Below are 26,376 nucleotides of genomic sequence, written 5' to 3'. Positions count from 1 at the left end.
CGGCTGCCAAGGCTTGGCCGACCACGGCGGAGCGTACTTCAAATCCGGTTGTGTAGGTGAGGCGCTCAGTGCTAACAGCATCATCGAACATTGTGCGGACACCAAAATCAGCGGTCATGGTTATGAGAGGCCATTGGACGAGTTCCTGGAGGCTGATTTTCTCCCTCCCGGCAAGAGGGTGTTTGGCGTTGCACTGGGCCCAAAGGAACGCCCTGCCAACTACAACGGATTTGAGCTCGGATGGTGGGGGCTTTGTTCCCAGAGCAAAGTCAGCCTTACCGTCCTGCAAGGCCGAGTAGACAAACTCAGGGGTCGCCTCGACAACATTGGTCAGGACTCCATCGGGCCCCTGCGAGACAATGAAAGGGGCGATGATGTCGGCGACGGTGGCAGAGGCTGCCGCTATCGTAAGCCGTTGCACCGAACCTCCGGCCATCGCCCGTGCGGATGATTTGGCCTGGGCGGCGCGGGTGACCAGGTCCTTGGCGATGGGCAGAAACGCAGTGCCCGCCGCGGTCAGCGACAATTTTGCTCCTGATCTATCGAAGAGGGTGAGTCCAAGGTCCTGCTCCAAGGAGCGAAGCTGCCGGGATAACGATGGTTGGGCCACCCGCAAACAGCGTGAAGCGGCATTGATTGATCCTTCATCAACGATGCTCAGGAAATACGTCAAGTGCCTCAAGTCCACTATGCCTCCAAGGTATGAGTTTTACTCATGATAGGCATTTCCCAGGCATAGGTACACCTAGTTAGACTCGTCACACTTCCCACCCTTCTTCAAGGAGTCTCTGTTGGCACTCTCATTTCCACACCCGGCTCGGACCGTGCTTGTCACGGCCACAGCCGCCGTCGTTGCCCTTAGCGCGGCGGGATGCAGTCCTGCCGCACCCAAAGCTTCTTCCGGCCCCGACGTTTTCTCTGTGGCCGCATCTGCAGCCATTACGACGTGGGATCCGGTTCGTTCGTTTTCCACCGAAGCCCTCTACATGGGCAACATATACGAACCCCTGCTTTGGAAGAACCCTGCAGGTTCCGCAGAAGCGTATTCCCCGGCAATAGCCGAGTCCTGGAGCGCCAGTGCCGACGGAAAATCCTGGACATTCAAGATCCGCTCCGGAGCCACCTTCCACGACGGCGAGCCGATCAATGCCGCGGCGGTCAAAGCCAGCATCGACGCTGCCAGGGACCATGCAGCCGCATCCTTCATCTGGGCGCCGGTGGAGAGCGTTACCGCCCCGGACGACTCCACTGTCACGCTGCAGCTGAAGTACGCTGCGCCGATGGACCTCGTCGCCTCCTCGACCTACGGCGCCTGGATCGTTGCCCCGAAGGCCCTGGCCGCATCCGCCAAGAATGACAAGTACTTCGAGGCCGGAATCGACGCGGGCTCCGGCCCCTACACCATCGACTCCTACAAGCCCGGCTCTAAGGTCGTGCTGAAGAAGTACGACGGCTACTGGAACAAAAAGGCTGCATCGCACGTCGACTTTGTCGACATCTCTATCACCCCGGATGCAGTCACAGCCCAGCAGATGCTGACCGCAGGTGAGGTGGACTACGCGACCAACATTCCCTTGGAAAACGTCAAGACCCTGGCCAGCGATCCGAAGTTCACGGTGAAAGACTTCAACTCACCGTTCAACTTCCTGGCCATGTTTAACACGAGCCGCGCACCACTCAACGACCCGGAGGTCCGCCGCGCGCTCAGCTACGCGATTCCGTACAAAGAGATCATTGACATCGGAGGGCAGGGCTACGGCACGCAGTCCCACGGCCCTGCTCCCAGCGGCATCTTCCCCTACAGCCAGGACGTCCCGCAGTACTCCCAGGACTTGGAAAAGGCCAAGCAACTATTGGCCTCAGCTGGTCATGCCGACGGCATGAACCTCAAACTCACCTACGCCTCCGAGAATCCCGCGGAAGCGCGGTTCGTGCCGCTGATCAAGGACGCCTTCGCCAAGATCGGTGTGAAGCTGGACGTGAAAGCCGAACTTTTCAACCAGCAATGGGACAGCGCAAAGGCTGATCCTCAGAGCGCCCAGGACATCTTTGTACTTAACTACTGGCCGACTTACAGCGACGCCGGCAGCGACAATCTCACGACGCTGTTCCATTCCAGCGAAAAGCCATCCTTCAACCTGAGCTATTGGAAGTCCCCGGAGTACGACAAATTGGTTGACAAGGCGGCAACCTTGACGGGAACGGACAGGGACGCAGCCCAGGGCCTTTATAAGGAAGCTATGGACCTCCTCTATAGGGAAGCACCTGCCGCATTCCTCTACGATGCCCGCACAGTCTCAGTCGTTCCGGCCGGGTTGGAAGTTCCCGCCTACAACGAAAATTACCCGTTCACGGCCTTCTTCGCCCCCATCAAACGCGCCGCCTAAACGATACGACGCAGGCAGGGCCCGGGCTGCACCAACAAAGCCCGGGCCCTTGCCCTGCCCGCCCATCCCGCCACACCAATCAAGAAAAGGAGAACCATGTTGCGTTTCGTCGCCCGGCGGCTCATCACCTCGGTGCTGGTTCTCGCCGTGCTTACCGCGATCGTCTTCATCCTTGCCCGCATCGTTCCCAGCGACCCGGCCGTCATCTACGCCGGCCCGAAGGCGCCCCCAGCCGAGCTGGACAGGGTCCGGGAGCACCTCGGCTTTAACCGTCCGATCCTCGAACAGTACTTCGACTACGTCGCAAAGCTGATCACCGGGGACTGGGGCCAGTCTCTTGCCACAAAACGCCCCGTGTTGGATGAGCTGTTCACCCGCCTCCCAGCCACATTGGAACTCATCGGGTTTGCCATGGTTCTCGCTGTTTCGGCAGGGGTCATCTTGGGCGTGGTTGCCTCCCGCCGTCCTGGCGGATTCATCGACGGAGCAATCCGTTTCCTCTCCATCGGAGGGATTTCCGTGCCCGCCTTCTGGCTCGGACTGCTCCTTCAACTGTTGTTCGTTGGGGGGCTGGGCATACTTCCGGCCACTGGGCAATTCAGCAACTCCATCAAATACTCCAACCCCATCTCTCACGTGACCGGGCTTCCCCTGTTAGACAGCATGATCACCGGCAACGGCGTGGCCTTCACCGATGGTTTGCAGCACGTGATACTGCCGGCCCTCACCTTGGCCGCATATCCTCTCGGACTCGTTGCACGAATGACCAGGGCCGCCATGCTCGATGTCATGAACCAGGATTACATCTTCACCGCCAGGGCCTACGGTCTGAGGGACACCGCCATCCGTTGGCGCCTGGCCCTGAAAAATGCTCTGCCACCAGTCCTGTCTATTGCCGGAATGGCTGCCGCCTACGCCCTGACCGGAACATTCTTCGTCGAAGCTGTCTTCAACTGGCCAGGAATTGGGCAGTTCGCTACATCTTCCATGCTTGCAGTGGACTACCCAGCCATCATTGCAATTACGCTCATGGGCGCCACAGCATACCTGCTGGCCAACCTTCTGGTGGACATCCTGCAATCCCGAATCGACCCCAGAGTGAGCATGTCATGAGCCCCACGACCCAAATCTCCGCCCCGACCGGTTCCGGGCCGGCCGGAGAACAGGCCACCCTTAAACCGATCAAACTACTTAAACAGACCCTGGGCCGTGACCGTTTGGCCGCTGTTGGCGCGATGATCATAGTCCTTGTTGTAATCCTTGCTGTTTTTGGGCAATGGCTGGCACCTTTCCCTGATCAGGGCATGGGGGCGACCAATGCCTCTGCCCGAAACCTCGCTCCCAACGCCTTGAACTGGCTCGGCACCGATCAGCTCGGTCGTGACGTTCTCAGCCGCATCATCATGGGCGCGAACCCGGCGCTGACCATCTCTGCCGTCGTTGTCGCGGCTGCGGCCCTCATCGGCATTCCCCTCGGCGCTGTCGCCGGATATCGCGGTGGCTGGCTCGACGAAGCCTTGATGCGTGTGACCGAGATCTTCCAGGCTTTCCCGCCTCTGCTCCTGGCCATGGTGACCGTTGCGATCCTTGGGCCCAGCCTGACCAACGCCGGCATCGCCTTGGCCATCAGCTGGTGGCCCTGGTATGCGCGCCTTGTACGAGCGGAAGCAAAATCCCTTCGGGAACGCTCCTATGTCGAAGCAGCCCGCGCCATGGGCATTCCGCAGCTGCTCATCATCAGCCGCCATGTACTTCGCAACTGCATGACGCCCATCCTCGTCCAAGCTACCGTCGACATCGGCACTGTGATCCTGGCCGCCGGGTCCCTGGCATTTATCGGTCTTGGAACTCAGCCGCCCCTGCCCGACTGGGGCCTGATGGTCGCCGAAGGGCGCGGGCTCATATTCAGTTCCTGGTGGATAGCCACCTTTCCGGGGCTGGCCATCTTTCTGGCCGTCCTGGGATTCAACCTCCTCGGAGATTCGCTGCGCGACCTCCTTGACCCCAGGCAGGTAAAGCGATGACACATGTTCTTAGCATCCGCGACCTCAACGTCGAATTCACCGACCGGGGAAAGCTTACCAACCGCCCCGTCCGCGGGATCGACCTCGATGTTTCCGCTGGTGAAATCCTCGGCCTGGTGGGGGAAACGGGGTGCGGCAAGTCCCTGACAGGACTCGCAGCCTTGGGGATCCTTCCACGCGGTGCACGGCGCACGGGGCAAGTGACCATCGGCAACGATCCCTTACAGGACTCGTCAGAACCAGGTGGCTCGGCGGCCATCGTATTCCAGAACCCTGGAACTGCCTTCAACCCCGTCTTCACGCTTGGCCGCCAACTCAGCGATGTCCTGGCCCGGCACCGGCAGATCTCGAGGGCCGAAGGCAAAGCTGAAATCATACGTCATCTAAGCCTGGTCGGCCTTCCGGACCCTGAACGGGTCTACCGCAGCTATCCGCACCAATTGTCCGGCGGGATGCTGCAGCGGGCCATGATTGCCATGGCTCTGCTACGCCAGCCCCGGCTTTTGATCCTGGATGAGCCCACAACGGCTCTTGACGTTACTGTTGCCCGGCAAATTTTGGTCCTCATTGACGAACTCCGACACAAGTTTGGGTTCGGTGTGCTGCTCATCAGCCACAACCTTGGCATCATCCGCGATGTCTGTGACCGGGTGGCGGTCCTTTACGCAGGCAGGGTGATCGAAACCGGACCTGTGGAAGCGGTCATGAACAATCCACGCCACCCATATACCCGCGGCCTCCTCGGCGCCCTCCCAGCAGGGCGAACCCACGGCCAGCGACTGAACGCTATTTCTGGAACAGTGCCGGGAAACCTCCTATCCCTCACCGGGTGCGCCTTCAGAAACCGTTGCTCACATGCAGTCACCGACTGCTCGCTCACCGACCCGCTGCTCACCGAGACCGGGCCACACCAGGCAGTCGCCTGCCTCCAGGAAGGCGAACTATGACCAACGTTCTCACCCTCGAAAAAATCGTCAAAACGTTCCCGCACCACAGACGAGTCTTCACCGCAGTCGACGACGTCTCCCTTAGCATCAAGGAAGGTACGGTCTACGGCCTTGTCGGAGAATCCGGCTCCGGCAAAAGTACCCTCGCCCGCTGCGCCATGCAGCTGATGCGCCCAACATCCGGGCGAGCCATATTTGAAGGACATGACCTCGGCAAACTCGGACCCAAGGCACTGCGGACCATCCGTTCCCGGATGGGAATAGTACTTCAGAATCCAGTGGCATCATTGAATCCACGTATGACTATCGGCGCTTCAGTGGCAGAGCCACTTCTGGCCCACACTGCCCTGAAAGGGCAGGCCCTCCAAACAAGAATAAACAACCTGCTGGACGAGGTCGGGCTGGGAGCCGGGCACGCCCATCGGCTCCCGCACCAGCTCTCCGGAGGACAGTGCCAACGCGTCGGCATAGCACGCGCCCTGGCCACCTCGCCCCGTCTCCTGATCCTGGACGAACCCACCAGCGCCCTTGATGTTTCCGTCCAGGCCCAGATTCTGAACCTGCTCCAGGACCTGCAGCAACAAAAAGGGCTCACATATCTGCTCATCTCCCACGACCTGGACGTCGTCCGCTATCTCAGCGATGAGGTGGCTGTCATGAAGACCGGAAAGATCGTAGAAAGTGGACCAGCCGAACGGATCTTCACCGATCCACAGCACGACTACACCCGCAGACTCCTCGAGGCAGCCCCAGGGCGCGCCCGGCCCGAATTGGCAGACTCCCACGCCCTCCCCACCCTTACCACGCAAGGCAGCGACTAAACATGCTAGAGACAACAGCAAATGGTTCCCTTCTGACCAGCCCCGGCAAGGTTGACCGCTATGCCGGCCAGGACTTCAATGAGCACGTCACCCTGGAAAACTGGCAGGAAAGCCCATTCAATCGCTGGGGCTTCGTTCACATCAGTGAGCTCATCACTACCGCAACGATCCGTCGAGGCAGAGCATCCGGGCCCTCCACTGGAAGTGAGTCAGCCACACCGGAACACGCGGAGAGGCGGCACAGCGTTGAGGAGTTCCTGGAATCCACGCACACAGATGCCATCGTCGTACTTCAACACGGGAAACTGGTCCTGGAACGCTATTTTGGCTCTTTCCAGCCGCACGACCGACACGTCCTGATGTCTGTTTCCAAATCCGTCTGCGCGCTTACCATGGGTATTTTGGTGGGCCGGGGACTCATAGACCCGCAACAGCCTGTCCACCACTACGTCCCGCCGCTGAAGGGAAGCGCCTACGGGAACGCGACGGTCCGCCAAGTACTCGACATGACCGCCGCAGTCCGCTACAGCGAGAACTACCTGGATGCGGCCGCTGAAGTCCAGCAGCAGGATAGGATCGCCGGCTGGCGCCCCAAGCTCGAAACAGACCCAGAGGACACTTACGAATTCCTCACGCTCCTCAAAGCTGCCGGAGAACACGGCCGATCATTCCAGTACTGCTCAGCCGGTACAGACGTGCTGGCATGGATCATCGAGAACGTCAGCGGAAAGCGATACGCCGAAGTCGTCTCCGACGAACTGTGGTCCCAGCTTGGGACACTCGATGATGCACTGATTACCACCGATTCCGGTGGTTTCGCATTTGCGAACGGAGGAATCGCTTGCACCGCACGAGACTTGGCCAAAATCGGACAGCTCATGCTGGACGAGGGGAAAGCCAACGGGCAACAGGTCGTCCCATCATGGTGGATCAACGACACGATGCGGGGCGGAGACCCACAACTGGCCAGAGGAACCGCCTACCAGCAAGTCCACCCCAACGGCTCCTACCGGAACCAATGGTGGGTCCCCGGAGATAGCCGAGGCACGGTCTACGCTGCAGGCATCCACGGCCAATTCATTTGGATTGACCCCGTCAGCGACACGGTAATAGCGAAGTTCTCCTCTTATCCGCAACCGGTTGCACTCGAACTCAGCCGGGCACACGCCGCCGGCTTCAGGCAATTGATCAGCATCCTGGAATACACCAGCTGATTGAGGCGACCCCTCGGAGCGCAGGTCCTCAGCAATCCCCACTAAATAAAGGTCAAAGGAAAAAAATCACCTCCACGGGTAATCCGAATCTGACGCCGAAGCAAACCGCCGCCCGGTGGTTGTGCACCCAATTGCCGGCCTTCCGCTGCCCATCACAGAGCCAAACCGACTGCTGCAAATCCCGGTTTCCCACTCTGCTGGTTGCCTGCCCCTGTACTTCAGGGTTCGATTCCTTCTCCTGACAACGAACCACAAAGGCTCAGACGCAACCTGACACTCCTAGCGGTCCTCCCCCTTTCCCCGACATATGGGCCCTTATCGGCACCGTGTAATAAAGGAGTGGTCATTCTCACCGGACGTGGCCTCGGGTTCCAGCGAAACCTGGGCAGCAGGTAGACGAAACCAAAGTGGTACACGTCTTTGTCCCCGAGGACGGGCGCAACGCAGACAACTTCGGCGCCCTGGTGGCGGCCATTCCTCCCGAACACCTGACACTGGCCGACCAGGCACTGGAAATTGCCCGCAGCGATACAAACACGGCCTCCTCCTGACGGTGAGTAGGGACCAGCCTGCCCACTCCAAACACAGTCGACAGTGCGCGCGTACTCGTAGCAGTCAACTGCGGCCCTCGCATCTAAGGAATCAAAACCTGTACCCCGGTAGAGCACCAAACGATAGGGAATGTTTGGAAAGCGGAGGCGAAGACATCTGGCACGCAAGAAATGTGCCTACGAGAGGACTCAAAGTGCTATCGCAATCAACTTCCAACGCCCGTCTCGCGGGCAAAGTCGCGTTGGTCACAGGCGCTACTTCCGGTATCGGGGAAACAATCGCCCGCAGACTGGTAGCCGAAGGTGCCCAGGTGCTAGCAACCGGGCGGTCAATCGAGCGAGGGCAACGACTTGAAGCGGCACTCGGTTCCCATCTGCACTTCTATTCCACGGACATCAAAGACGAAGAATCAGGCAATGCCCTCACCTCCGCAGCAGTTTCACGCTTTGGTCGACTCGACGTGCTGGTCAACAACGCCGCGGTCGATCACACGGGAGACCTTCTGTTAGTTCCCGACAAGGAGATCCGAGAAGTCTTCGAAGTCAACACTTTCGCTGCCATCCGCCTTCTGCAAGCGGCCGCCCGAACCATGCAGGACACTGGCGGATCGATCATCAACATCACTTCACGTTTGGCCTCAATCGGAGTGCCCACCATGGGGATTTACAGCGCCAGCAAGGGAGCAATGCTGGCGCTGACGAAGGCTGCAGCCGTGGACCTATCCCCCTACAACATCCGAGTAAACGCCGTTGCCCCAGGCATGACAAAGACACCGCTGTACGACGAGTGGCTGGAAACGCATGCAGATCCAGCAGCGGCCGAAGCAAGGGTTGTTGACCAAATCCCCCTTAAACGGCTTGCACTTCCAAGCGACGTGGCCGGAGCCGTGGCATATCTGGCCTCGGATGAAGCCTCCTACATCACCGGCACCTCGTTGCCCCTAGACGGCGGATACACAGCGCAATAGCCGCCACAAGAAAAGAGGATGACATGTCAACGCCTTGAGTCTCCGCCATTAACATTCCCTGGGCCGACCGCACTAGCCACGTGGACCAGTCCAGAGGGCAGCTTCTTCCTATGGGTCACCTTCAACAACGCGATTGACACTTCAAAACCGTTCGAGGTTGCAGGTGCCAAGGCGTAGCCTTCATCCCGGGTCGCGCCTTCTCGGTTTCCGGAAGTTTCGGCAATGCACTTCGACTTTGCTGCGAATCGCAAACCCCAGAAAGGATTGAGGTAGGGCACGCGCGCCTGGCAACGGTTCTCAAAGAACTCTGACGTTCCAGAGCAAAGTGCTGGCGGACCGTATGAGGAACCATGCCGCCAGCAGCGCCGTCTTGGCACGGACGCCGGAGCTGCGAGGTGACGGGGCCAAACGGGTGAAAAATGAGGACGAGCCCGCCGGCATTGGAACTCCAAGGCATCCGAAGAGATTTCCCAAAGCCTGTTCGCTCCACTCGCCATGTCAACCCACGGTCAGGGACAGCTGAACAATCGTGATGTCAGAAAGGAACACAATGAGGGCCTTTGCCAGGAAGGGAGCATTGCGCAGTGGCGCAAGCTACGTCGCCACGACCCACTGGCCGGCGCAGCACTATCGTGCCCAGGAATACAGCGTGGCCCTCTTGGGCGTGATGTACCCGTGTGCGGTCCAACACTGCCACGACGGCCCAGAACATTTGGAGCCCACGCTGCCACCCGAGATCCTATTCCGTCGACGGAGCACCGACCTCATCTTTTACTACCCCATCCATACCGATGTAGGCCGGATTCCTCAGCCAACCGGCGAACAAACACCGGTACCAGCACGCCACGAAAAGCCCGCCGGCGCGAAGCATGCAAGCCGTAGGGCTTCCATCGAAGCCGTAGTTCGCGACCTGGCGGTGCTTCTCCTCCGGAAACGACCACAGTAAAACCGGCGCTGCATTTCCACGATCTAAGCGTAAGAAGGCTGCTCACCACGATGATTCCCTTCGTCCACCGAGGACCATGAGGCCTTTTAGGAGTTCGATATAACCGATTACTCATGCCGCACATATGCAGCACGCCCTGTCAGGGTTAGATACACACCAGCTTGGCGTCAGGCAGGTAGCCGAAGGGTTAGTCGAGGCGAAAATTTGGAAGAAATCTCCCTCAGGTCATGTCACCCCCACAACCCCCAGGCATGAATTGGTACAAGACCAACCACGGCCGCCAGAACAAGCCAGAGAGGAGCCCCGAATGACCCCAGATCCCAGCAGGCAGAGGGCTCACAGCCAGGGCACTTGACCCGCCACCCACACAACTTCATAGGCCACGCGGCAGCCAGGCTTCAGGCCGCGACAAGCGTCAGAGGGACCCGAGCAGGGTCAATGTACACACGTTAAAGCAAAAACCCCCTCTGACGAGGGGGAATGTTGTGCCCGAGGTGGGACTCGAACTGCATTCGCTCCCCCGCAAACGCTGCCATCAGGCTTCGACCGTGAAGGCAACTAAAGAGGGGGCAAGGCAGGGAAAAGTCCCGTAGAAACTCGGGCTTAGTTGCGAGTCTTGCTACTAAGCCCGAGCGTCCGTACCGCCAACTAAACCGGTCTTCGCCAAACGTCTAGTCCCATTTCGCCAACTAGTGTTCAAACCGCCAAGTAGCCTCCGACCACACAGAATCAGTCGCTGGTTCAACTAGAACGGGACGATTGTTCATGTAAATCGGAACAGGTTCAAATAGCGTGGAATCTCACAGCGGTATACAGCACATCACAATGGAATGTTGTGGTTGGGCTCCTGACAGTCCAGCTGCGCGCCGAAATATCTAAAGTGCTCGATCGAACCCAAGCCTGGTTACGAGCACGGAGACGGCTTCGCCCCTAATTTGCTTGGAGCGAGGCCGTCGTTCCGCACAAGGTCCCTATTGATGGTCCTTATGAAACCTCTGCTGGGATCTGGTCATAGCGAACGGACTTGACGCTTTCCATCACGGACCGGAGACATTCGGGATCACGCCCTGTTATCAGCTTCACGTGGCCGGAGAGGACCGTCTGGTAACCCTCAGCTATTGCGACTTCGGCAGTGACCAACTCATCGCTTGCCCACATGTGCCCATCGGCGCTTGGCGGCATGCTTGGGTCGTACGTCCTTGGAATACCAATGGAGTCAAAAAAGGCGAGGCGCTCATCAGCTGATATTGGTACGTACTTGATGGGAGTGTCATGCACCTCCGAGCCGATGTACGCGATTTCTTCAAAGGTCAACAGTTCAGGTCCGGTGATTTCATAGACGGCACCAACATGCTTCGCGGACTCAAGCAGGACCGTGGCAGCGCTGCGGGCGACGTCGGCTTTAGCCGCCGGTGCCAAGCGCCCTTTGGCTGTTGCCTGTGAGATGTCACCGCTGGATGTGGCGGGAGCAACTAGGACGTTGCTGATGATCTCGGAGTAGAGCGCGTTACGGAGGAATGTGTAGTCCAAGCCGGAAGCCCTGAGATCCAGTTCACTCTGGTAGTGATCCCTGGCTGAAAGAGCGGGGTTGTTGGGGTGTATGCCCCCGACCGAGGTGTACACGATGTGGCGGATCCCAGCATGTTTGGCTGCGGCGATTGCGTTTCGCGTTTCGGATACTCGGTGGCCAAGATTAAGGCCGCTGATGAGGAAGAGGACTTCCCCGCCAGTGTAAGCAGCGTTGAGGGAGTCGGGTTCCTGGTAGTCGCCGCGCATCACGCGGATGCCATGTGTTTTGTGCTTGTAGAGCTTTTCTGGTGTGCGCGATACAAGTGTTAATTCGATGTCCGGGTCAGCCGCAAGAAGTATTTTTGTGACTCTGCGGCCAAGATCCCCTGATGCCCCACTGATGATGATACGGCCCAATTCGGGGCCTCCTTTCTGGTGTTTGTTCCCGGCCTCTTTGGCGGGAACCGTCTTGCAAGTGAACTCGGTGTCAGCCGAGCGGGTCCCAGAAGGTTTCTCCCGCATACGTGTCGGACAGAGTGGCCAGCGTTTCGGGCTAGACCTCGGGGTCGACAGCGCGTCGCTGGGCTGGTGCCCTTGTGGTTCGGTCAGGGTCACATCCGTTGATACGTGGTGGATGAAAGCGGTGAAATCGTCCACCATCGATTTGGTGATGCCGTTTCTGGGCGATGCTTTCTCCGGCTTCGCGGCTTGTCAGATCCAACTAGCATGTTCATTTGGATTCCCCGTGCTAGAGCCGATTGGCTTGCTGGCCGCGCCTTTGCCCGGCCCGTTGTTTCATATTCGTGCGGAGGTATCCTCCCGGCGCCGTCCATGCCGCTAAACCGTGAGGTTGAGGAAGTTGCCTTGGAGGAAGATCAGGGGTGGGTTGGTGGCGCGTAGTTCAAGGGATTCGACGCGTCCGACGACTTGGTAGTGGTCGCCGATGAGATCGATTTTGTAGCGGGTGCATTCAAGGGTGACGATGGCGTCGTTCAGTAATGGGACTCCGCGGTCCGAGGGGGTCCAGTCGACTTCATCGAAGCGGTCTTCGGAGCGGCGGGAGAATGCTTTGCAGAGCGCCGTTTGGTCCTGGCCGAGGATGTTGACGCCAAAGTGGCTGGCTTCATAGAGGCGGGGCCATGTTTTGGAGGCCTTGTCAACGAAGAAGGCCACCAGGGGCGGTTCCAGCGAGACCGAAGTGAAGGAGCCTACGGTCATTCCGACAGGCCCGGACCTGGTGCCGGCGGTGACGACCGCGACGCTGGTTGGGACATGTCCGAGGACGTGCCGGTAAGTTCGTGCCGGGTCCTCAGCCGGTGTTGGGGGGATCGTGGGGGTGGACATTTTGGCCCTGCCTTAGAGGTTGATGGTTGGCTCTAGGCCCATCAGGACCCGGCCGTAGGCTTCTTTGCCGATTTCTGGGGTGACGAAGGCGTGCCGGGCGGCGATTTCGGAGTCGCGCCAGATCTGGTTCAGCACGTTGGCCTCGGCGAACGAGCCGGCACCGTTGGCGGTCATCAGCGCATCGATGGCATGCCCGATCAGTTCAGCGATGATGCCGGTGTCGTTGCGGATCCGGGCCCGGGTGGGCAGGTCAAGCTGCTGGCCGGCGTCGGCTGCCGTGTCGATGTCCAGGCACATCCGGTTCAACAGCAGTTCTGAGATGTGCAGGTTCGTGGCTGCCTTAGCCACGGCGAGCTGGTGGGTGGGTGAATTCTTGGCGTTGTCGTACATGGTGTAAGCGACCGGTTTGCCGGGCAGCTTCGCCAAGGTGATTTCCAGCGCATGCCGGGCCAGGCCGATCTGCGGGGCAATGAGGATTGCGGCTGCGACGGCATTGAAGGCAACGTTGGCCATGCGGTCGTCTTTGAACGGGGTGAGGAAATTTGAGCTCAGCATGTTGCTGAGGCGTTGTACGCGATGCTCGGGCACAAAATGATTTTCGACCACGATCGTGTCGCTGCCGGTGCCCTTCATCCCGGCGACGAACCAAGTCGGCTCGATGCTCCACGCCTCAGCCGGGACGAGGGCCAGCGCCATCGGGTCATCACCGTCAAGCAGGACACCAAGCGTTGCCCAATCAGCAGCAAAGGAACCGGAGGAATACGGCCACCTGCCACTGATCAGATAGCCCCCTTCAACCCGCTCACTCTTGCTGCCCGGGCTGAACGTGCCGGCCACCTTCGCCAACGGATTGCTCCCGAACACATCCTCCTGGGCCTGCCGGGAAAAGGTCGAGGCGAAACCGGTCCCGACCATCATCAGCGTCGTAACCCACCCGGTGGAACCATCCCCGCGGGAAATTTCCTTCGTTACCTCCACAGCAGTACGCAACGAAGCACCCATACCGCCGTATCGCTTAGGAACCAGCATCCGGAACAGCCCTGCACCTTCCAAGGCCGACACCACCTCCGGAGCCACGCGCCGGGCTTCAGAACCCTGCCCGGCGAACTCCCGGATCAACGGCACCAAATCAGTGGCACGAGCCACCAACCCAGCATTCGGAACATTGATATCTGACAATTCGGCGAGCGACGTCGCTGTCATGGTGCCTCTTTCGTAGTGGGATGTGTTGATGGATGGACCCCAAAAATCTTGGCGGCGAAACACAATTTCGACCTGTCCTCCTTTAGGTGAAGGGCAGATATGCCAAAGAAGCCTGGGCTGGTGTTAAGAATTGCTGTCCTCAGCGGGGAAGATCGCAGATGATCCGCTGGCTTGTGCATCAGGGCAGTCTGGCAAGAGATCCTTCGCGGTCCAGTGATCCGAAACAGCAAAGGAATCGCTGCAACCTTGGCCCGAATCAGAAATGCGGGCTGCGGGGCAATTGTCCGCACGGGTCCCGCCGGCGCCACGCCGGCACGTGGTTGTCGCTGCTACTCTGCGCCTCATCGCGCCTGGCCTTCCGCTTGCTTCAAAGTATCGTTCTGACTGCACCCAGTCTGGTCCCCTGGACCGGATCTAAAACGGGTCAGATGACCCAACCCGCTACGTGTATTGTTTTCTGCATCACAGGAGGGTTATGGGCACCGAAGCAGTAGTTTTTCGATCCACAGGGGGCCATAACCTGACGAGCTTTATTGGACGACGGCGAGAACTTGCCGATGCGCGCGAGCTGATGTCACGCTCCCGCCTCCTAACCCTTGCCGGTCCCGGCGGCGTCGGCAAGACCCGCCTCGCTGCGGAGCTGTCCTCACGGACACGGAAGGCCTTTCGCGACGGAGTGTGGACCGTTGAACTCGCGGCTCTGGATGACAGCGCCTTGGTCGGTTCCCAGATCGCCGCCGCCCTCCGACTCCCCGACCAGTCAAGCCGCTCTCCAACGGAGAGGATTTCGGACTACGTCCAGGAGCGACAGCTGCTTCTGGTCCTCGACAACTGCGAACATCTTCTGGATGCAGTATCAGCCCTGGCAGTCATGCTTTTGGACTTCGCACCAGAATTGCGTGTCATTGCAACGAGCAGGGAACCCTTGAGGATCTTTGGCGAGCAGGTTTACCAAGTACCGCCCCTCAGTGCCCCCGTTGTGTCAAACGGGCATGCGGGTGCGATTGAGGCCTTTGAATCTGTTCGGTTGCTGGTGGATCGGGCCCAAAGTGTGGACGCCGGGTTTGAAATCACTGACGGCAACCGGCTCGCCGTAGCCCGGCTATGCCAAATGCTCGACGGAATCCCGCTCGCAATCGAACTTGCTGCCGCGCGGCTGCGCTCCTTATCGGTTGTTCAGCTTGTGGAACGGTTGGACCGGCGTTTCGATATCCTCACGGGCGGAAGCCGGGCAGCGATTCCTCGGCAGCAAACGCTGAGGGCGCTCATCGATTGGAGCTATGAACTCTGCACGCGGGACGAGCAGCTGTTGTGGGCCAGGCTTGCAGTCTTTCCGGCCGGCTTCGATGTCGAGGCCGTGGAGGAGGTTTGCGGTTTCGGCCAGCTCAACAAACGGGATGTTCTTGACCTGTTGGATCATCTCGTCGCGAAGTCCCTGGTCGTTGCAGAAATCGTCATTGACGGACCCGTTGCTGGCGATCAGCGCAGACGGTACCGCCAGCTGATGACCTTCCGGGAGTACGGTGCAAACCTGCTTGAAAGCATCGGAGAATCTTCTGACTTGCGTCGTCGCCAGCGCGACCACTACCTCGGCAAGGCGTCTGAAACGGTAGCGCTCTGGTGCGGGCCGGACCAGGCAACCCGCCTCGCCGCGGCCAGGCGCGATCATACGAATATCCTCTCAGCGCTGGAATGGTCAGCGACCACGCCGGGAGAGGAACTAGCAGGGATGAATCTTGCGGCTCTGCTCAGGTACCACTGGATCGCCGGCGGCAACCTCAGCGATGGCCGCCGATGGCTCGACCGAATGCTGAGCCTGGACACGCACTGCACACCGGAACGTGGGGCTGCGCTGTGGGTAGCCGCCTGGGTATCCCTGCTTCAGGGGGACGGTGAAGCGGCGCAACAATATCTTGGGGAGTGCCGCGTTATCGCTCGTGACCTGGACCATCAGGTGCTGGCTGCTCATGTTGATCATTGGGAAGCTCTCAGAGAAGTCTTCGGGGGACGACTTGAGCACGCCATTGATCTCTTTCGTAACGCTGCTGCCGTCCATCACCGGGAAGGGGATAGTGCATCAGAACTTACCGCGCTTTTCCTTTTGGCCTGGGCGCAAATGTACGCCGGCCGGATAGAGGACGCCCTCGCAACGTGCCGGGAGGTCCTGGCTGAAAGCGGCAAACGAGGCGAGCGGTGGAGCCAGGCTTACGGGCACGCAGTCATGGGCCTCTGCCAGTGGCACCTGGGCCAACTCGATGAGGCCCGCTACTCCCAGATCGCCGCGCTGGAAATTCAAGGCGACTTCCATGACGGGCTCTGCATTGCACTGACCATCGAGCAGATGTCATGGACCGCTGCCTCGAACGGGCGCTATGAATCAGCGGCAATTCTTTTTCACGCGGCACAGTCGGTATGGAAAGGAATTGGCACCACAATTTCTGCATTTGGTCCTCTTGAAACCGACTTCGAGCAGACTGCGGCCCAGGTACGGAACGAACTCGGGGAAGCCCGGTACCTGTCCATCCTCGACGGCCGGCCCGCGCTATCAATGGATCAGGCCGTGGAGGTCGCGTTGAACTCGGCGCGCGCCGCGTATGTAGCACCGCAGGCAGAAGGCTCCGCGGGTCACAAAAATTCTGCAGCCCACTGTACAGTCAAATCGGTGCTTGTGGATCCTTACAGCCAGCACGGGGGCCCGCAACTTACCGAACGGGAAGAGCAGGTTGCGGCCCTCGTTGCCCAAGGGCGGAGCAATAGGGAAATCGCCGCCGAGCTAGTGCTCTCGCACAGGACAATCGGTCGACACATCGAGCGGATGTTGGCCAAGCTGGGCTTCACCTCACGCACCCAAATCGCGTCCTGGGTCGTCGGCCGGATTAGGGCGGGGTAAACAATCCTGCCCTGCTGGGCATCGCCCGACTGTTGCAGTCCTCAGGCCAGGCTAACCACTTTCCTCGATGTGCAATCCCACCCATGGGTACGCCATCAGGTGCAGAGACGCCCCATACGGGTGAAAGTGTGGCGAGGGCGGATATGGGCTGTTCGGCGGAACTCGCCGCAGGTGCAGGATTCTTTCGAGATAGATGCCGATCTTGCCCATTTGGTACTCCTCATTGAGCGGGGCGGATTGTTTTGTCTCGCAGCGTAGCCGGGACCCGTCCTCGGTAAGGAACAGGTAACACAGGACTAAAACTGCGTCCGGAGCTTCTCCAAACGAGACTAGGTTTAGCTTGAGCTCTTTCGAACTATCACACAAATACGAATTATCGCTCGTTACCATACGTTCTCGATATGCCGGGCGCTGCCCCATGCCCTCATCGGATCGGGATGGCATTAGTGCGGTGCAATATTGAGCATTCAAAAAATGGATGTGTGGGACGAGCCCGATCATCTAGGCTGGTTCATGGCCCACCAAGGGATTCGACTCCCGTGACTATACTTCCTGACCGTTGTAATGGATGACGTTCGGTCGAGTTGCGCAGTGCGCCATCAGCACTCTGCCCAGTTCGTTGGCTTGGAGGGTGCCAGGAAAAGTGTCTGTATGGTCTTCAATTCTTTCCCAACCCACCCGAAGCAGATACGCGGCTGGAGTGTCGACACTTACCAACAGCTCAACGGAAAGGCATCCTTCTGCCTCGAGCAACAAACGCCTGACAGCCGCAAAGTCCACGAGGAACCCGGTTTCGGTTTCTGGATTTATCCGGAGGTCAGCATGTTCGTAGATCATCAGATCCTCTCATCAACTCAGGCATCTGCCAGCAGGCGTGTGCAGATCCGGCCCGCATTTAGGGCCCATTTCCCCGAACCTCGACGCAACGGCTGCCCTCGCCGCCACACTCCCCTGACCGTGTCTCGGCAGTGGAGTCTTAGGCGTCTAAATTGTTGGCAGAGCGTCCCCGGCGTAGTTTCAGCGGGGGACGCTCTGCCCTGTCACGACTCCACGGATACCGCGGCCTTGGCCCCTTCTTGCGTCTTGTCCTTGTAGCCACGAGCAGGCGCGAACAGTGCGAGGAGGCTGACCAGTCCGATGGCCATGACCAAGGCGGAGACGTATACCGGGTCGTTTCCGCCGCGGGCTGCCAGCAGGGCGGTGGCCGCGAGAGGGACGAGACCGCCGCCCAGAGTCGAGGACAATTGGTAGGCCAAGGAGGCACCGGTGTAGCGGGATTCGGCGCCGAACATTTCAGAGATGTATGCGGCGGTGGGCCCGTAAACCATAGCTTGGAGCACGGGGTTGCCAATCAGGAATGCCAGGAAGAGCAGCAGGAGGTTATCTGAGGCGACCATTAGCCAGATGGGGTGAATCATGAGGGTCATGCCGATCACGCCGGCCACCATGACCTTGCGACGGCCGATCCTGTCAGAGAGGGCTGCGAACATCGGGATCGTGAATACATGGATCACCTGGGTCGCGAGGCTGATCCATAGGACTTCGGAGCGGCTGTGGCCTGAAGCGACGGCGTACGGCACGGCAAAGGTGGCCAGCAGGGACTGGACGGCGAAGGCCATGATTGTTGCCAGGCAAGCGATGATGACGGCGCGCGGATACTTGGTGACCACCTCGAGGATCGGGTTTCGCCGACGCGCGTGAGACGAGGCTGCCTGTCGCTGAGCTTCAAGGAAGACCGGTGATTCGGCGACCTTGAGGCGAACGAACAGCCCAATGGCGACAAGGGCTGCGCTGAGGAGGAACGGCACCCGCCAGCCCCAGCTCATGAACGCTTCGTCGGGCATCATGCTGCACAGGCTGAACACGGCAGTTGCCAAGGCGGCACCCGCGGGGCCACCCATGTTGGCGAAACTGGCGGAAAAGCCTCGGCGTTCCCGCGTTGAATGCTCCATAGCCATCAGTGCTGCTCCGCCCCACTCGCCACCGACGGCTATACCCTGGATCACGCGCAGGACGATCAGCAGCAGGGGTGCCAGCTGACCTATGGCCGCCTGGGTCGGGATCAGCCCGATGCAGAAGCTCGCACCACCCATCATGAGCATCGTCAGGACGAGCATCTTCTTTCGTCCGAGGCGGTCTCCGAACGGGCCGAAGATCAGTCCGCCCAGCGGCCTGGCCAGATATCCAACGGCCAACGTCGCGAAGGATGCGATCATCCCCATTGCCGGAGACAGGTTTGCGAAGTAGAGAGGGGCAAACACCACGCTGGCGGCCAGGCCGTAGAGCAGGAAATCGTAGAATTCGATTGCGCTTCCCATAAAACTCGAAAAGAGTACCGATTTCATTCGGGCGCTGGTGGGCGTGTTGACTGACATTAAGACTCCTGAATTTGATGTCGCTGTATCGCTGGGATGATGCGACGTCTTATTGGTTTCGAACTTTCATTGAAAAAACTCATGGATCGCTTCGATATCGGATTAGCGCTCTTCAGCCACTTACCGACGCGCCTTTGGTCCCACTGGATGAGGCAGTTATGTCTGCAGGTTCCAGAAGGAGATTCGTTTGAAGGCCAGGACGAGGTCGCTGTGACAGACATCGCTCGACGCCCATTCTGGCTTTGGGCCCCACTATGGCTCGGAACGTGATGGACCGCGCTTTTTGTTAGATGCCGGATCCCACACTCCGCGGACTCGTGAAACAACCTTCCGGGTCGCTACCGCTCCGCCTTCCTCAGAAGCCGATGTACGGGCGGACCGGCATCGCGGCGCGAGCGTTCCTCGAGTCCGTCTCCCGGCGGTCAGTAGGCCATGAGTAAGATTTGGTCCCGGTCGTAGTCCAATCCTGGATGTACTTCGCTCAGGTGTGTACGTACCGAGCTGACGAGCTCGTCATCATCGGCGCCTTCCAGGAGGGAGCCGCAAGGGCAGGAAACATAGCGGCGTGTTTGGACAGTCACGGCACTGGCACCTCTCGGGCCGTGGACTCGAATCCCGAAGCAATACCGAGGGCGACGTCCCATGCGAGGGGTTGGCGGAGCTTCGCGCGCAATTGCACAAACTCCTGGCGCCGTTCGAAGGCCAGGACACCGGTGACGAGATCACCCTTGCGGAAGAGAAATAGCTCGCCGCCCTCGTTCCGGTTGAATACCACATGCTCCCCTCCCAGCTGATGACCGGCCCACTGGACTCTTTGACCGTGCTGATCCGACCAGAAGAAGGGCACGTTCACGAAGGGAACGAGCGGCTCATCCTTGAGGTACTTCACGGCATTCAGTCCGGCTCCACGCCCCTGCTCCGCGGCGGTGGTCCAGTGCTCGATACGCATGGTGACGTTGAATCGGGCGTTGGGCCAGCAGACGGCGTCGCCCGCAGCGAACACGCCCTCAACGGTATGGAGATACTCATCGGCGACGATGCCGTTATCCAGCGGGATTCCCGAGGAACCCAGCCAGGACACGGCTGGCCGCACCCCGACTCCCACGACAATCACATCGGCTGCGACCTCGCGGCCGTCGCTGAGCTGCAAGAATCGGCTGCCATCTCGCTCGATCGTCCCAGTCGCTCCCACGCCGAAAAACGTTGCGACTCCCTTGTAACGGTGGAGCTCTTCGTAAACGCCGGAGACCTCTTCACCGAAACGGATCAAGGGGTGCACAGACAGGTCGATTAGCGAGACCTTGCGACCGTCGCTGATCAACGTCGAAGCGAATTCGCCACCGATGAAGCCGGCGCCGACGATGGCCACGGAGCGCTGACGATCTTCGACGGCTTGGCGCAGCGCCACCGAGTCGTCGAACCGGCGCAATACGTACACGTCCTGCTGGCCTCGGAACATCGGAGGCACGATCGGTTCGCAACCGGTCGTGATGATAGCGGCCCGGTACCTGACCTGGCCGGTATCAGTGGTGACGACCCGGCGCGCCGGATCGATGGCCGTGGCACGCTCCCCGAGACGGTAATGGACGCCCTTCTCTCGCAGTTCACGAGCGACCGGGTAGACGAGAGACTCGATATCGACGTGATCCTTCAAGGGAATCTTTGACAACGGCGGCAGCTCATAGGGCAGGTGAGCCTCCTCACTGATGATGGTGACGTCCAGTTCCGGGGCCTGCCGAGTAACGGTTTCGGCAGCACGCAGTGCTGCCGTGGATCCACCTATGATGACAACGTCGGTAGCGGTCTGGGGCATAGCCGTACTTCCTAACTGGATTCTGAGAGTTGAGAGTGGGTGTTCGTCATGATCGCGAGATCGCTCCCATCGGGCAGCAGAGGATGACTTCTTCGAGGTCGTCCTCGCGCTCATCCTCGACCTCGGAACGCAGCTGTTCGAGCGTGCCGTCCTGGTCGATCCGGAACACGTCGGGCATCAAAGCAGCGCAGGTGCCGTTGGCATCGCAACGTTGCAGGTCCACGTTGAGTTTGATCATGGGAAAGTCGCCCTTCGTCTGGATTATCAGGCCGAGCAGCCCTTACTTCTGAGAAGGAATGCGACGACCATGTCGGTGTTTCCTCTCCACCTTGCGACCATATGAGACATTTCACAAATACCAATATTGCGCCCTTCCCATCTATTTTATGTATGGCTGTTCGCGGTTCCTTGTACTCTCGCGGACCTGTCCGGTGAGCATGAGGGGGTGACAGTGCTTGAGAGTTCGCGGGGGCCGACTCGCGTGGAACAACGGCCATGCTGAGTCCCGTCGCCCGGAGGCGGCAGGCGACGTCCTCGTGAGACGAACTGCGGGTCGGGCTCCTGAGCACCTGTCGGACCACCCCGGTATCGGAGCCCGATGTCACGTGTGCCCCATCCCGGCGGCTCTGCTGCCGAGGGCCGAGGACCCCCAGCTGGCCCTTTCCCGTTCGGGCGGCTCTCGGATCGGTTGTTAGACGGTTTCGCCGTTGAGCGCGGCGGTGAGGAGGGCGCGGATGCCGTCGCCGGTGACCGCGCGCGGGTTAGCGTAGGGGTTGCGGGTGGCCTGTTCGACGACCGTCTCAACGTCGATGTCGGTGAGCCCGAGTTCGCGCAGGGACGCTGGCGCTCCGAGGTCCAGGCTCAGCTGGCGAAGGTAGCTGGCGGGTTCCTGCGCTCCTGTGGCGCGTTGCAGCGCGGCGATGGCCTCCGGCGCGTGTGCGGAGTTGTACGCCAGTGCGTAGGGCAGAACGACGGTATGCGTTTCGGCGTGCGGCAGGTTGAAGGTTCCGCCGAGGGTGTGGCAGAGCTTGTGGTGGAGGGACATGGTTGTGGCTCCCAGGGTGGCTCCGCAGAGCCAGGCCCCGTAGAGGGCGTCCGAGCGGGCCTCAATGTCGGCCGGGTTCTCTGCGATCTTCGGCAGCGCCTTGACCAGGGCGCGGGTGCCTTCCTCTGCCATGAGGGAGATGATGGGGGATCCGTCGGGCGCATACAGCGCCTCGACGGCGTGGGCGATGGCGTTGAATCCGCTGGTGACGGACATGCCCACGGGCAGGGTCAGGGTCAGTTCGGGGTCGTAGATGACGCTTGTGGGCAGCACCTTGGGATCGCGGCCGGTCTTTTTCTCTCCCTCGGCGGTGAGGCCCCAGATGGGAGTCATTTCGGAACCGGCGTAGGTGGTGGGTACCGCGATGATGGGGGCCCCGAACTCCAGTGCGATGGCCTTGCCCAGTCCGGTCGTGGAGCCGCCGCCCACAGCGACGTACCCGTCGGCCCCGGCGGCCTTGGCGACATCGCGTGCGCGGTGGGCAGATTCGACCGGAACGTGCATCTGGGCTTCGGGGTGCACGCCGGCGCTGAGCTCCCCGAGCTGATCTGAGACTTCCCGGGCCAGGTCCTCCTGGAAGGAGGTGGAGAGGACCAGTACACGCCGCAGGCCGAGGCGGCGGACTTCGTCGGGCAGTGACTTGAGCGAGCCGGTTCCGAAGGTGACGCGCATCGGCAGGGCCTGGTACTGGAAGTCCTTCATCGGACGATCTCCTTGACGGTCTCATTGCTATCTTCGTGGGGACGGGCTTCGGGGTGCAGGACGATGTCGATGACGCCTTCGACGAAGGGCGCCGCCACTCCGAGGGCCGCGGCCGCTTCGGGATCCGCGTTGGTGGTGAAGGGCTTGATGAGGCTTTCCTTTACCGCAAACACTGCGTCCGAGTCGATGTATTCGCTGCCGCCGACGAAGATGTGCGTGGTCAATTTCATGTAGTCGGGTGCGGCGACGATGAAGTGGATGTGGGCAGGGCGGTAGGGGCGCCTCTCGGTGGCGCGCAAAAGGTCGCCCACGGGTCCGTCGGTTGGGATCGGGTAGTAGCTGGGGATGACGCTGCGGAAGTAGAACTCGCCGTGTTCGTCGGCTGTGAACAGACCCCGCCCGTTGCCGATGGTTTGGATGCCGGGCTGTTGGACGTCGTAGAAGCCTTTGGTGTTGGCCTGCCAGACATCGATCCTGGCGCCGGGCACTGGTTCCCCGGTGACCGAAGTGATGCTTCCTCGGACGACGCACACGTCGCCCTCGCTCTCGGCAGAGATGTTTTCGCCCAGGACCCGTTCCGGTGACTGAACCATGTGAAAGGGGCCGAGGACTGTTGAATCTGTTGCGTCCGGGGTTTCTTCGTCGTTGATCGTCTCGACCAGCATCGAGACTCCGAGCACATCGGAGAGCAGGATGAATTCCTGCCGTACGTCGTCGCACTTCTGCCCGGTGGCGGTGAGGAAGTCGATAGCTGCTTCCCACTCCTGTATGCTCGGGGCCACTTCGCGGACGAACTCGTGAAGGTGGTGGGTGAGGCTTTCCAGCACGGCTTTCAGCCGTTGGTCGGGCGTGTTTTTGAAGCTGCCGACGACAGCGGCGGTGAGCGATTCAGGCCCCAGGTCTGTGGTCATGGTGGACGTTTCCTTAGGTCGGCTTTTGTAGGTGCGTCAGGATCCGGGGTGGAAGGCCGGAGCTGGGAAAAGGCGGGCCGCCCCAGCGTCCCCCGCAAACGCTTGGATGACGGGTAACCCGGGGTCGATCAGCGGCGACCGGCCCTTCTGGATCGGGATCCGCCAGGCGGTGCCGCAGCCGTCCCGGATGTTCTCCGGTGTTGTGCTGGCCGCCCAGTACCAGGCCTGACCAGTGACGAAAACTCATGTGATCGCAATCTTTTGATCATTCTGAGCTGCATCTTCTGTTAGAGCGCGAATGAAATCAGCCAGCGCAGCCGCGGCCTCGGCCGGCTGTTCCAGCGGGGTGAAGTGCCCACTGCCCTTGATAAGGACAAGCCGCGCATTAGGGAGCCGGTGTGCCAGGTCTTCGCTCAGGTTCGGCGGGGTGATGGTGTCCTCGTTGCTGCCCACTACGAGGGTGGGGCATGTGATGGTGTTCAGTTCCGCACGTCGGTCCGAACGGCCAAGGACGGCGCGCTGCTGGTCGACGAACACCCGCGGGCCGAGTTCTTTGGTCATCGCTGCCGCGAGGCGCTGGATCTCGGGAATGCCCCGTGATACGACCGGAGTCGTGCGATCGATTGCCCTCTGGAAGGCGCCGGATTCGACGAGGGAGATTAGGTCGATCGAGTTTTGTCGGCGGTCCTCAGGCGCGGCGACGGCCGAGGTGTTGAACAACGCCAGCGCCTTCACTCTACCGGTGTTCCGCAGTGCGATTTCAAGGGAGAGGTACCCGCCCATCGAGATCCCGACGAGGATGAATTCCTTGGGTGCTTTGGACAGAACATGGTCTGCCATTGCCTCAATTGTCTTCCCTTCACCGCGAATGACCGTGCAGTCGAACTCGGCGCCGAGTTCGTCAATGACCGGCTGCCACAGGCGGGAATCGGCACCCAGGGCCGGAAGCATAACTAGCTGGGGGTGTGTCACGGGGATTCTCGTTTCGATTGGTGGGTGGTGGTCAGGATGCGGCGCCGTCGACGTGCAGCACCGTGCCGGAGGTGAATGCGGCCGCCTCGGAGACGAGGTAGGCAACGGCTGCGGCAATCTCGTGTCCGGTTCCGGGTCTGCCCACGGGGATGGCGGCGGCGGTGGCGGCTCTGTCTTCCTCACCCATGGATTCGAACGAGTCGCGAACCCGGCCCGTGGTCGGGAGGACGAGGCCCGGGGCGATGGCGTTGACGGTGATTCCGGTACTGCCGAGGTCCTTGCCGAGCTGCTTGGTGAGGCTGACGATGCCTCCCTTGGAGGCAGCGTAAGCCAGACGGGCCCCCACGGTTCCGGAAGGGCCATCGAGGCCGTCGGCGACGAGGGAAGAGAAGTTTACGATGCGCCCATAGCCGCGCTTCAACATGATCGGAACGGCGTGCTGGGCGCACAGGAACGTGCTGGTCAGGTTGCTTTCCACCACGGAGCGCCAGATTTCCCCGCTGAGTTCGGATAGATCGCGCACTATTGCGGTGCCGCTGCCTCCAGCTGCGCTGACGAGCGCATCGATTCGCCCGAACTCGTCTTCGATACGATTGAATGCTTTGTTGACGATGGATTCGTCGGACAGGTTCCCAGCTATGGTAAGGACCTTGAGACCGGGGAACCTGGCACCAAGCCGGTCCACTGCGGTTTCCAGTGCCGCCTTGGAGACATCAAGCAGTGCAAGGTCGAATCCGTCATCCGCGAGATGATCCGCGATGTCGTTGCCAAGACCACCCCCACCGCCGGTGATCACGGCGACCGGTCGCTCGTTCACGTGCCTACTCATCTGTCCTCCTTGGCCGTGAACTTCACGGCGTTTTTTCTCGATCTACCGTCGAGGTTTTTGATTGCATGCATGCCGTTAACGGCAGGTCACGGTGCGCCGGCAGAGCTGCTTGTCGGGATCGTGCTTACGCATTCAGGCCGGCGCGCGAGAATGGCTTGTGCACGAAGCAGCACGGGGGCATCGACCATTTGCCCGTCGACTTTGACCACAGCTTCTCCCCCCTTGGTGGACTCCACGACGCGCCGTGCCCACGTGATCTCGTCATCGCTGGGACGGAAAGCGCTGTGTGTCACGGCGACCTGACGCGGATGTATGAGCAGCTTCCCGGACATCCCCAACTCGAGAGCGGCGTGCAGGTCATCGTTTAGCAAAGAGTCGTCGTCGAGTTTTGAGGTCACGCCGTCCAGCGGACCGGGGAGGCCCTGCGAGCGGGAGGCAAGGACCAACAGCGATCGAGCCATCAGCATTGCGCGCTGGTTCGGCTGGGCCGCGATGTCCGCAGCCAGGTCGAGCTCTCCAAACGCCAACCGGGCCACTCCGGGGACACTTGCCAAAGAATTGGCCGCCAGGACGCCGGAAGCCGATTCGATCAGCGCGATCACGGGCCGCTCCACCGCCTCGGAAATCCTTAACAGAGCATCTGGGTTCTCGGCCTTCGGGACCATCACTCCGAGAAGACCGGGAAGCCCCGTCAAAGCCTCGAGGTCCTCGTCCCGTCCGATCCGTACCAGAGCATGACCCGTTCCTGACAGCCAGGCAGTGACCGCTTGCAGTGCCGCGTCTTTGTTCTCTGCGCTGACAGCGTCTTCCAGGTCGAGGACGACCACATCGGTCCCGGAGGCCACGGCCTTCGAGAACCTCTCGGGCCGGTCTCCCGGAACGAAGAGAAACGAACGAGCGCTTTGGAGTGTGGCCACAGGATCCT

The 26,376-nt window shown here is 60.4% G+C and carries 23 protein-coding genes; 10 read left to right on the top strand and 13 right to left on the bottom strand.

Annotated features, from left to right (window positions below):
• A partial coding sequence (locus AC1D0A_RS08730) for a LysR family transcriptional regulator (protein WP_476945613.1) occupies window positions 1-673 on the bottom strand: 673 nt, incomplete at its 3' end.
• Window positions 674-920: 247 nt separating this feature from the next.
• Between AC1D0A_RS08730 and AC1D0A_RS08725 the strand changes: the two genes are divergently transcribed.
• The 8 genes from AC1D0A_RS08725 (at window position 921) to AC1D0A_RS08690 (ending at window position 8,912) form a co-directional block, all read left to right on the top strand.
• A complete protein-coding gene (locus AC1D0A_RS08725; RefSeq protein WP_476945612.1) occupies window positions 921-2,387 on the top strand; it encodes an ABC transporter substrate-binding protein in 1,467 nt (488 codons plus the stop codon).
• 96 nt (window positions 2,388-2,483) lie between these two features.
• A complete protein-coding gene (locus AC1D0A_RS08720) occupies window positions 2,484-3,500 on the top strand; it encodes an ABC transporter permease (protein WP_476945611.1) in 1,017 nt (338 codons plus the stop codon).
• Complete coding sequence (locus AC1D0A_RS08715; protein ID WP_476945610.1) at window positions 3,497-4,411, top strand: ABC transporter permease; 915 nt, start codon at window positions 3,497-3,499, stop codon at window positions 4,409-4,411. Before AC1D0A_RS08720 ends, AC1D0A_RS08715 begins: the two co-directional genes overlap by 4 nt.
• Complete coding sequence (locus AC1D0A_RS08710; protein WP_476945609.1) at window positions 4,408-5,358, top strand: ABC transporter ATP-binding protein; 951 nt, start codon at window positions 4,408-4,410, stop codon at window positions 5,356-5,358. Before AC1D0A_RS08715 ends, AC1D0A_RS08710 begins: the two co-directional genes overlap by 4 nt.
• Window positions 5,355-6,179 (top strand): ABC transporter ATP-binding protein, encoded by an 825-nt coding sequence (locus tag AC1D0A_RS08705; protein WP_476945608.1) that lies wholly within the window; start codon window positions 5,355-5,357, stop codon window positions 6,177-6,179. Before AC1D0A_RS08710 ends, AC1D0A_RS08705 begins: the two co-directional genes overlap by 4 nt.
• A 2-nt stretch (window positions 6,180-6,181) precedes the next feature.
• Window positions 6,182-7,393, top strand: a complete 1,212-nt coding sequence (locus AC1D0A_RS08700; protein WP_476945607.1) for a serine hydrolase domain-containing protein — start codon at window positions 6,182-6,184, stop codon at window positions 7,391-7,393.
• 407 nt (window positions 7,394-7,800) lie between these two features.
• Complete coding sequence (locus AC1D0A_RS08695) at window positions 7,801-7,944, top strand: hypothetical protein (protein ID WP_476945606.1); 144 nt, start codon at window positions 7,801-7,803, stop codon at window positions 7,942-7,944.
• A 2-nt stretch (window positions 7,945-7,946) separates the two neighbouring features.
• Complete coding sequence (locus tag AC1D0A_RS08690) at window positions 7,947-8,912, top strand: SDR family NAD(P)-dependent oxidoreductase (RefSeq protein ID WP_476945605.1); 966 nt, start codon at window positions 7,947-7,949, stop codon at window positions 8,910-8,912.
• A gap of 1,930 nt (window positions 8,913-10,842) precedes the next feature.
• Here the strand turns inward: AC1D0A_RS08690 and AC1D0A_RS08685 are convergent.
• The 3 genes from AC1D0A_RS08685 to AC1D0A_RS08675 form a co-directional block, all read right to left on the bottom strand.
• Window positions 10,843-11,784 carry an NAD(P)H-binding protein gene (locus AC1D0A_RS08685; protein WP_476945604.1) on the bottom strand — a complete coding sequence of 314 codons (942 nt, stop codon included), beginning with the start codon at window positions 11,782-11,784 and terminating at the stop codon, window positions 10,843-10,845.
• Between the two features lie 420 nt (window positions 11,785-12,204).
• On the bottom strand, window positions 12,205-12,711 hold the full coding sequence (locus tag AC1D0A_RS08680; protein ID WP_476945603.1) for a flavin reductase family protein: 507 nt from the start codon (window positions 12,709-12,711) through the stop codon (window positions 12,205-12,207).
• Between the two features lie 12 nt (window positions 12,712-12,723).
• Window positions 12,724-13,914 carry an acyl-CoA dehydrogenase family protein gene (locus AC1D0A_RS08675; RefSeq protein ID WP_476869432.1) on the bottom strand — a complete coding sequence of 397 codons (1,191 nt, stop codon included), beginning with the start codon at window positions 13,912-13,914 and terminating at the stop codon, window positions 12,724-12,726.
• 475 nt (window positions 13,915-14,389) lie between these two features.
• Between AC1D0A_RS08675 and AC1D0A_RS08670 the strand changes: the two genes are divergently transcribed.
• Window positions 14,390-16,804 carry an ATP-binding protein gene (locus tag AC1D0A_RS08670; protein ID WP_476945602.1) on the top strand — a complete coding sequence of 805 codons (2,415 nt, stop codon included), beginning with the start codon at window positions 14,390-14,392 and terminating at the stop codon, window positions 16,802-16,804.
• 543 nt (window positions 16,805-17,347) lie between these two features.
• Here the strand turns inward: AC1D0A_RS08670 and AC1D0A_RS08665 are convergent.
• The 6 genes from AC1D0A_RS08665 to AC1D0A_RS08640 all read right to left on the bottom strand — a co-directional run bounded on the left by AC1D0A_RS08665 (window position 17,348) and on the right by AC1D0A_RS08640 (window position 23,650).
• Window positions 17,348-17,641 carry an antibiotic biosynthesis monooxygenase family protein gene (locus AC1D0A_RS08665; RefSeq protein WP_476869430.1) on the bottom strand — a complete coding sequence of 98 codons (294 nt, stop codon included), beginning with the start codon at window positions 17,639-17,641 and terminating at the stop codon, window positions 17,348-17,350.
• Between the two features lie 203 nt (window positions 17,642-17,844).
• Window positions 17,845-19,179: an MFS transporter gene (locus tag AC1D0A_RS08660; protein ID WP_476945601.1), complete on the bottom strand. Its 1,335-nt coding sequence runs from the start codon at window positions 19,177-19,179 to the stop codon at window positions 17,845-17,847.
• Between the two features lie 577 nt (window positions 19,180-19,756).
• Complete coding sequence (locus AC1D0A_RS08655; protein WP_476945600.1) at window positions 19,757-20,992, bottom strand: NAD(P)/FAD-dependent oxidoreductase; 1,236 nt, start codon at window positions 20,990-20,992, stop codon at window positions 19,757-19,759.
• Between the two features lie 46 nt (window positions 20,993-21,038).
• Window positions 21,039-21,230, bottom strand: a complete 192-nt coding sequence (locus tag AC1D0A_RS08650) for a ferredoxin (protein ID WP_476869418.1) — start codon at window positions 21,228-21,230, stop codon at window positions 21,039-21,041.
• Window positions 21,231-21,683: 453 nt separating this feature from the next.
• Window positions 21,684-22,739: a maleylacetate reductase gene (locus AC1D0A_RS08645; RefSeq protein ID WP_476945599.1), complete on the bottom strand. Its 1,056-nt coding sequence runs from the start codon at window positions 22,737-22,739 to the stop codon at window positions 21,684-21,686.
• Window positions 22,736-23,650: a dioxygenase family protein gene (locus tag AC1D0A_RS08640; RefSeq protein ID WP_476869426.1), complete on the bottom strand. Its 915-nt coding sequence runs from the start codon at window positions 23,648-23,650 to the stop codon at window positions 22,736-22,738. The genes AC1D0A_RS08645 and AC1D0A_RS08640 overlap by 4 nt, the downstream gene beginning before the upstream one ends.
• A gap of 106 nt (window positions 23,651-23,756) precedes the next feature.
• On the opposite strand from AC1D0A_RS08640, the gene AC1D0A_RS08635 reads away from it, so the two are divergent.
• Window positions 23,757-23,879 carry a hypothetical protein gene (locus AC1D0A_RS08635; protein ID WP_476869425.1) on the top strand — a complete coding sequence of 41 codons (123 nt, stop codon included), beginning with the start codon at window positions 23,757-23,759 and terminating at the stop codon, window positions 23,877-23,879.
• Between the two features lie 14 nt (window positions 23,880-23,893).
• Here AC1D0A_RS08635 and AC1D0A_RS08630 read toward each other — a convergent pair whose 3' ends face one another.
• The 3 genes from AC1D0A_RS08630 to AC1D0A_RS08620 all read right to left on the bottom strand — a co-directional run bounded on the left by AC1D0A_RS08630 (window position 23,894) and on the right by AC1D0A_RS08620 (window position 26,368).
• Window positions 23,894-24,622, bottom strand: a complete 729-nt coding sequence (locus AC1D0A_RS08630; RefSeq protein WP_476945598.1) for an alpha/beta fold hydrolase — start codon at window positions 24,620-24,622, stop codon at window positions 23,894-23,896.
• Between the two features lie 31 nt (window positions 24,623-24,653).
• The gene (locus AC1D0A_RS08625; protein WP_476869423.1) at window positions 24,654-25,451 is read right to left on the bottom strand and encodes an SDR family oxidoreductase; all 798 of its coding nucleotides are present in this window, start codon (window positions 25,449-25,451) and stop codon (window positions 24,654-24,656) included.
• 86 nt (window positions 25,452-25,537) lie between these two features.
• A complete protein-coding gene (locus AC1D0A_RS08620) occupies window positions 25,538-26,368 on the bottom strand; it encodes an HpcH/HpaI aldolase/citrate lyase family protein (RefSeq protein ID WP_476945597.1) in 831 nt (276 codons plus the stop codon).
• Between the last annotated feature and the right edge of the window lie 8 nt (window positions 26,369-26,376).

Source organism: Arthrobacter sp. P1_D4, from assembly GCF_056406115.1.
This window is presented reverse-complemented; position numbering and strand designations above follow the sequence as displayed.

Bases quoted from the DNA above. Each gene is read 5' to 3' on its own strand.
- AC1D0A_RS08720 (WP_476945611.1), top strand. From the start codon at position 2,484: ATGTTGCGTTTCGTCGCCCGGCGGCTCATCACCTCGGTGCTGGTTCTC.
- AC1D0A_RS08625 (WP_476869423.1), bottom strand. From the start codon at position 25,451: ATGAGTAGGCACGTGAACGAGCGACCGGTCGCCGTGATCACCGGCGGT.
- AC1D0A_RS08700 (WP_476945607.1), top strand. From the start codon at position 6,182: ATGCTAGAGACAACAGCAAATGGTTCCCTTCTGACCAGCCCCGGCAAG.
- AC1D0A_RS08655 (WP_476945600.1), bottom strand. From the start codon at position 20,992: ATGCCCCAGACCGCTACCGACGTTGTCATCATAGGTGGATCCACGGCA.
- AC1D0A_RS08675 (WP_476869432.1), bottom strand. From the start codon at position 13,914: ATGACAGCGACGTCGCTCGCCGAATTGTCAGATATCAATGTTCCGAAT.
- AC1D0A_RS08645 (WP_476945599.1), bottom strand. From the start codon at position 22,739: ATGAAGGACTTCCAGTACCAGGCCCTGCCGATGCGCGTCACCTTCGGA.
- AC1D0A_RS08635 (WP_476869425.1), top strand. From the start codon at position 23,757: ATGACGGGTAACCCGGGGTCGATCAGCGGCGACCGGCCCTTCTGGATC.
- AC1D0A_RS08665 (WP_476869430.1), bottom strand. From the start codon at position 17,641: ATGATCTACGAACATGCTGACCTCCGGATAAATCCAGAAACCGAAACC.
- AC1D0A_RS08650 (WP_476869418.1), bottom strand. From the start codon at position 21,230: ATGATCAAACTCAACGTGGACCTGCAACGTTGCGATGCCAACGGCACC.
- AC1D0A_RS08715 (WP_476945610.1), top strand. From the start codon at position 3,497: ATGAGCCCCACGACCCAAATCTCCGCCCCGACCGGTTCCGGGCCGGCC.
- AC1D0A_RS08670 (WP_476945602.1), top strand. From the start codon at position 14,390: ATGGGCACCGAAGCAGTAGTTTTTCGATCCACAGGGGGCCATAACCTG.
- AC1D0A_RS08680 (WP_476945603.1), bottom strand. From the start codon at position 12,711: ATGTCCACCCCCACGATCCCCCCAACACCGGCTGAGGACCCGGCACGA.
- AC1D0A_RS08705 (WP_476945608.1), top strand. From the start codon at position 5,355: ATGACCAACGTTCTCACCCTCGAAAAAATCGTCAAAACGTTCCCGCAC.
- AC1D0A_RS08640 (WP_476869426.1), bottom strand. From the start codon at position 23,650: ATGACCACAGACCTGGGGCCTGAATCGCTCACCGCCGCTGTCGTCGGC.
- AC1D0A_RS08710 (WP_476945609.1), top strand. From the start codon at position 4,408: ATGACACATGTTCTTAGCATCCGCGACCTCAACGTCGAATTCACCGAC.
- AC1D0A_RS08660 (WP_476945601.1), bottom strand. From the start codon at position 19,179: ATGTCAGTCAACACGCCCACCAGCGCCCGAATGAAATCGGTACTCTTT.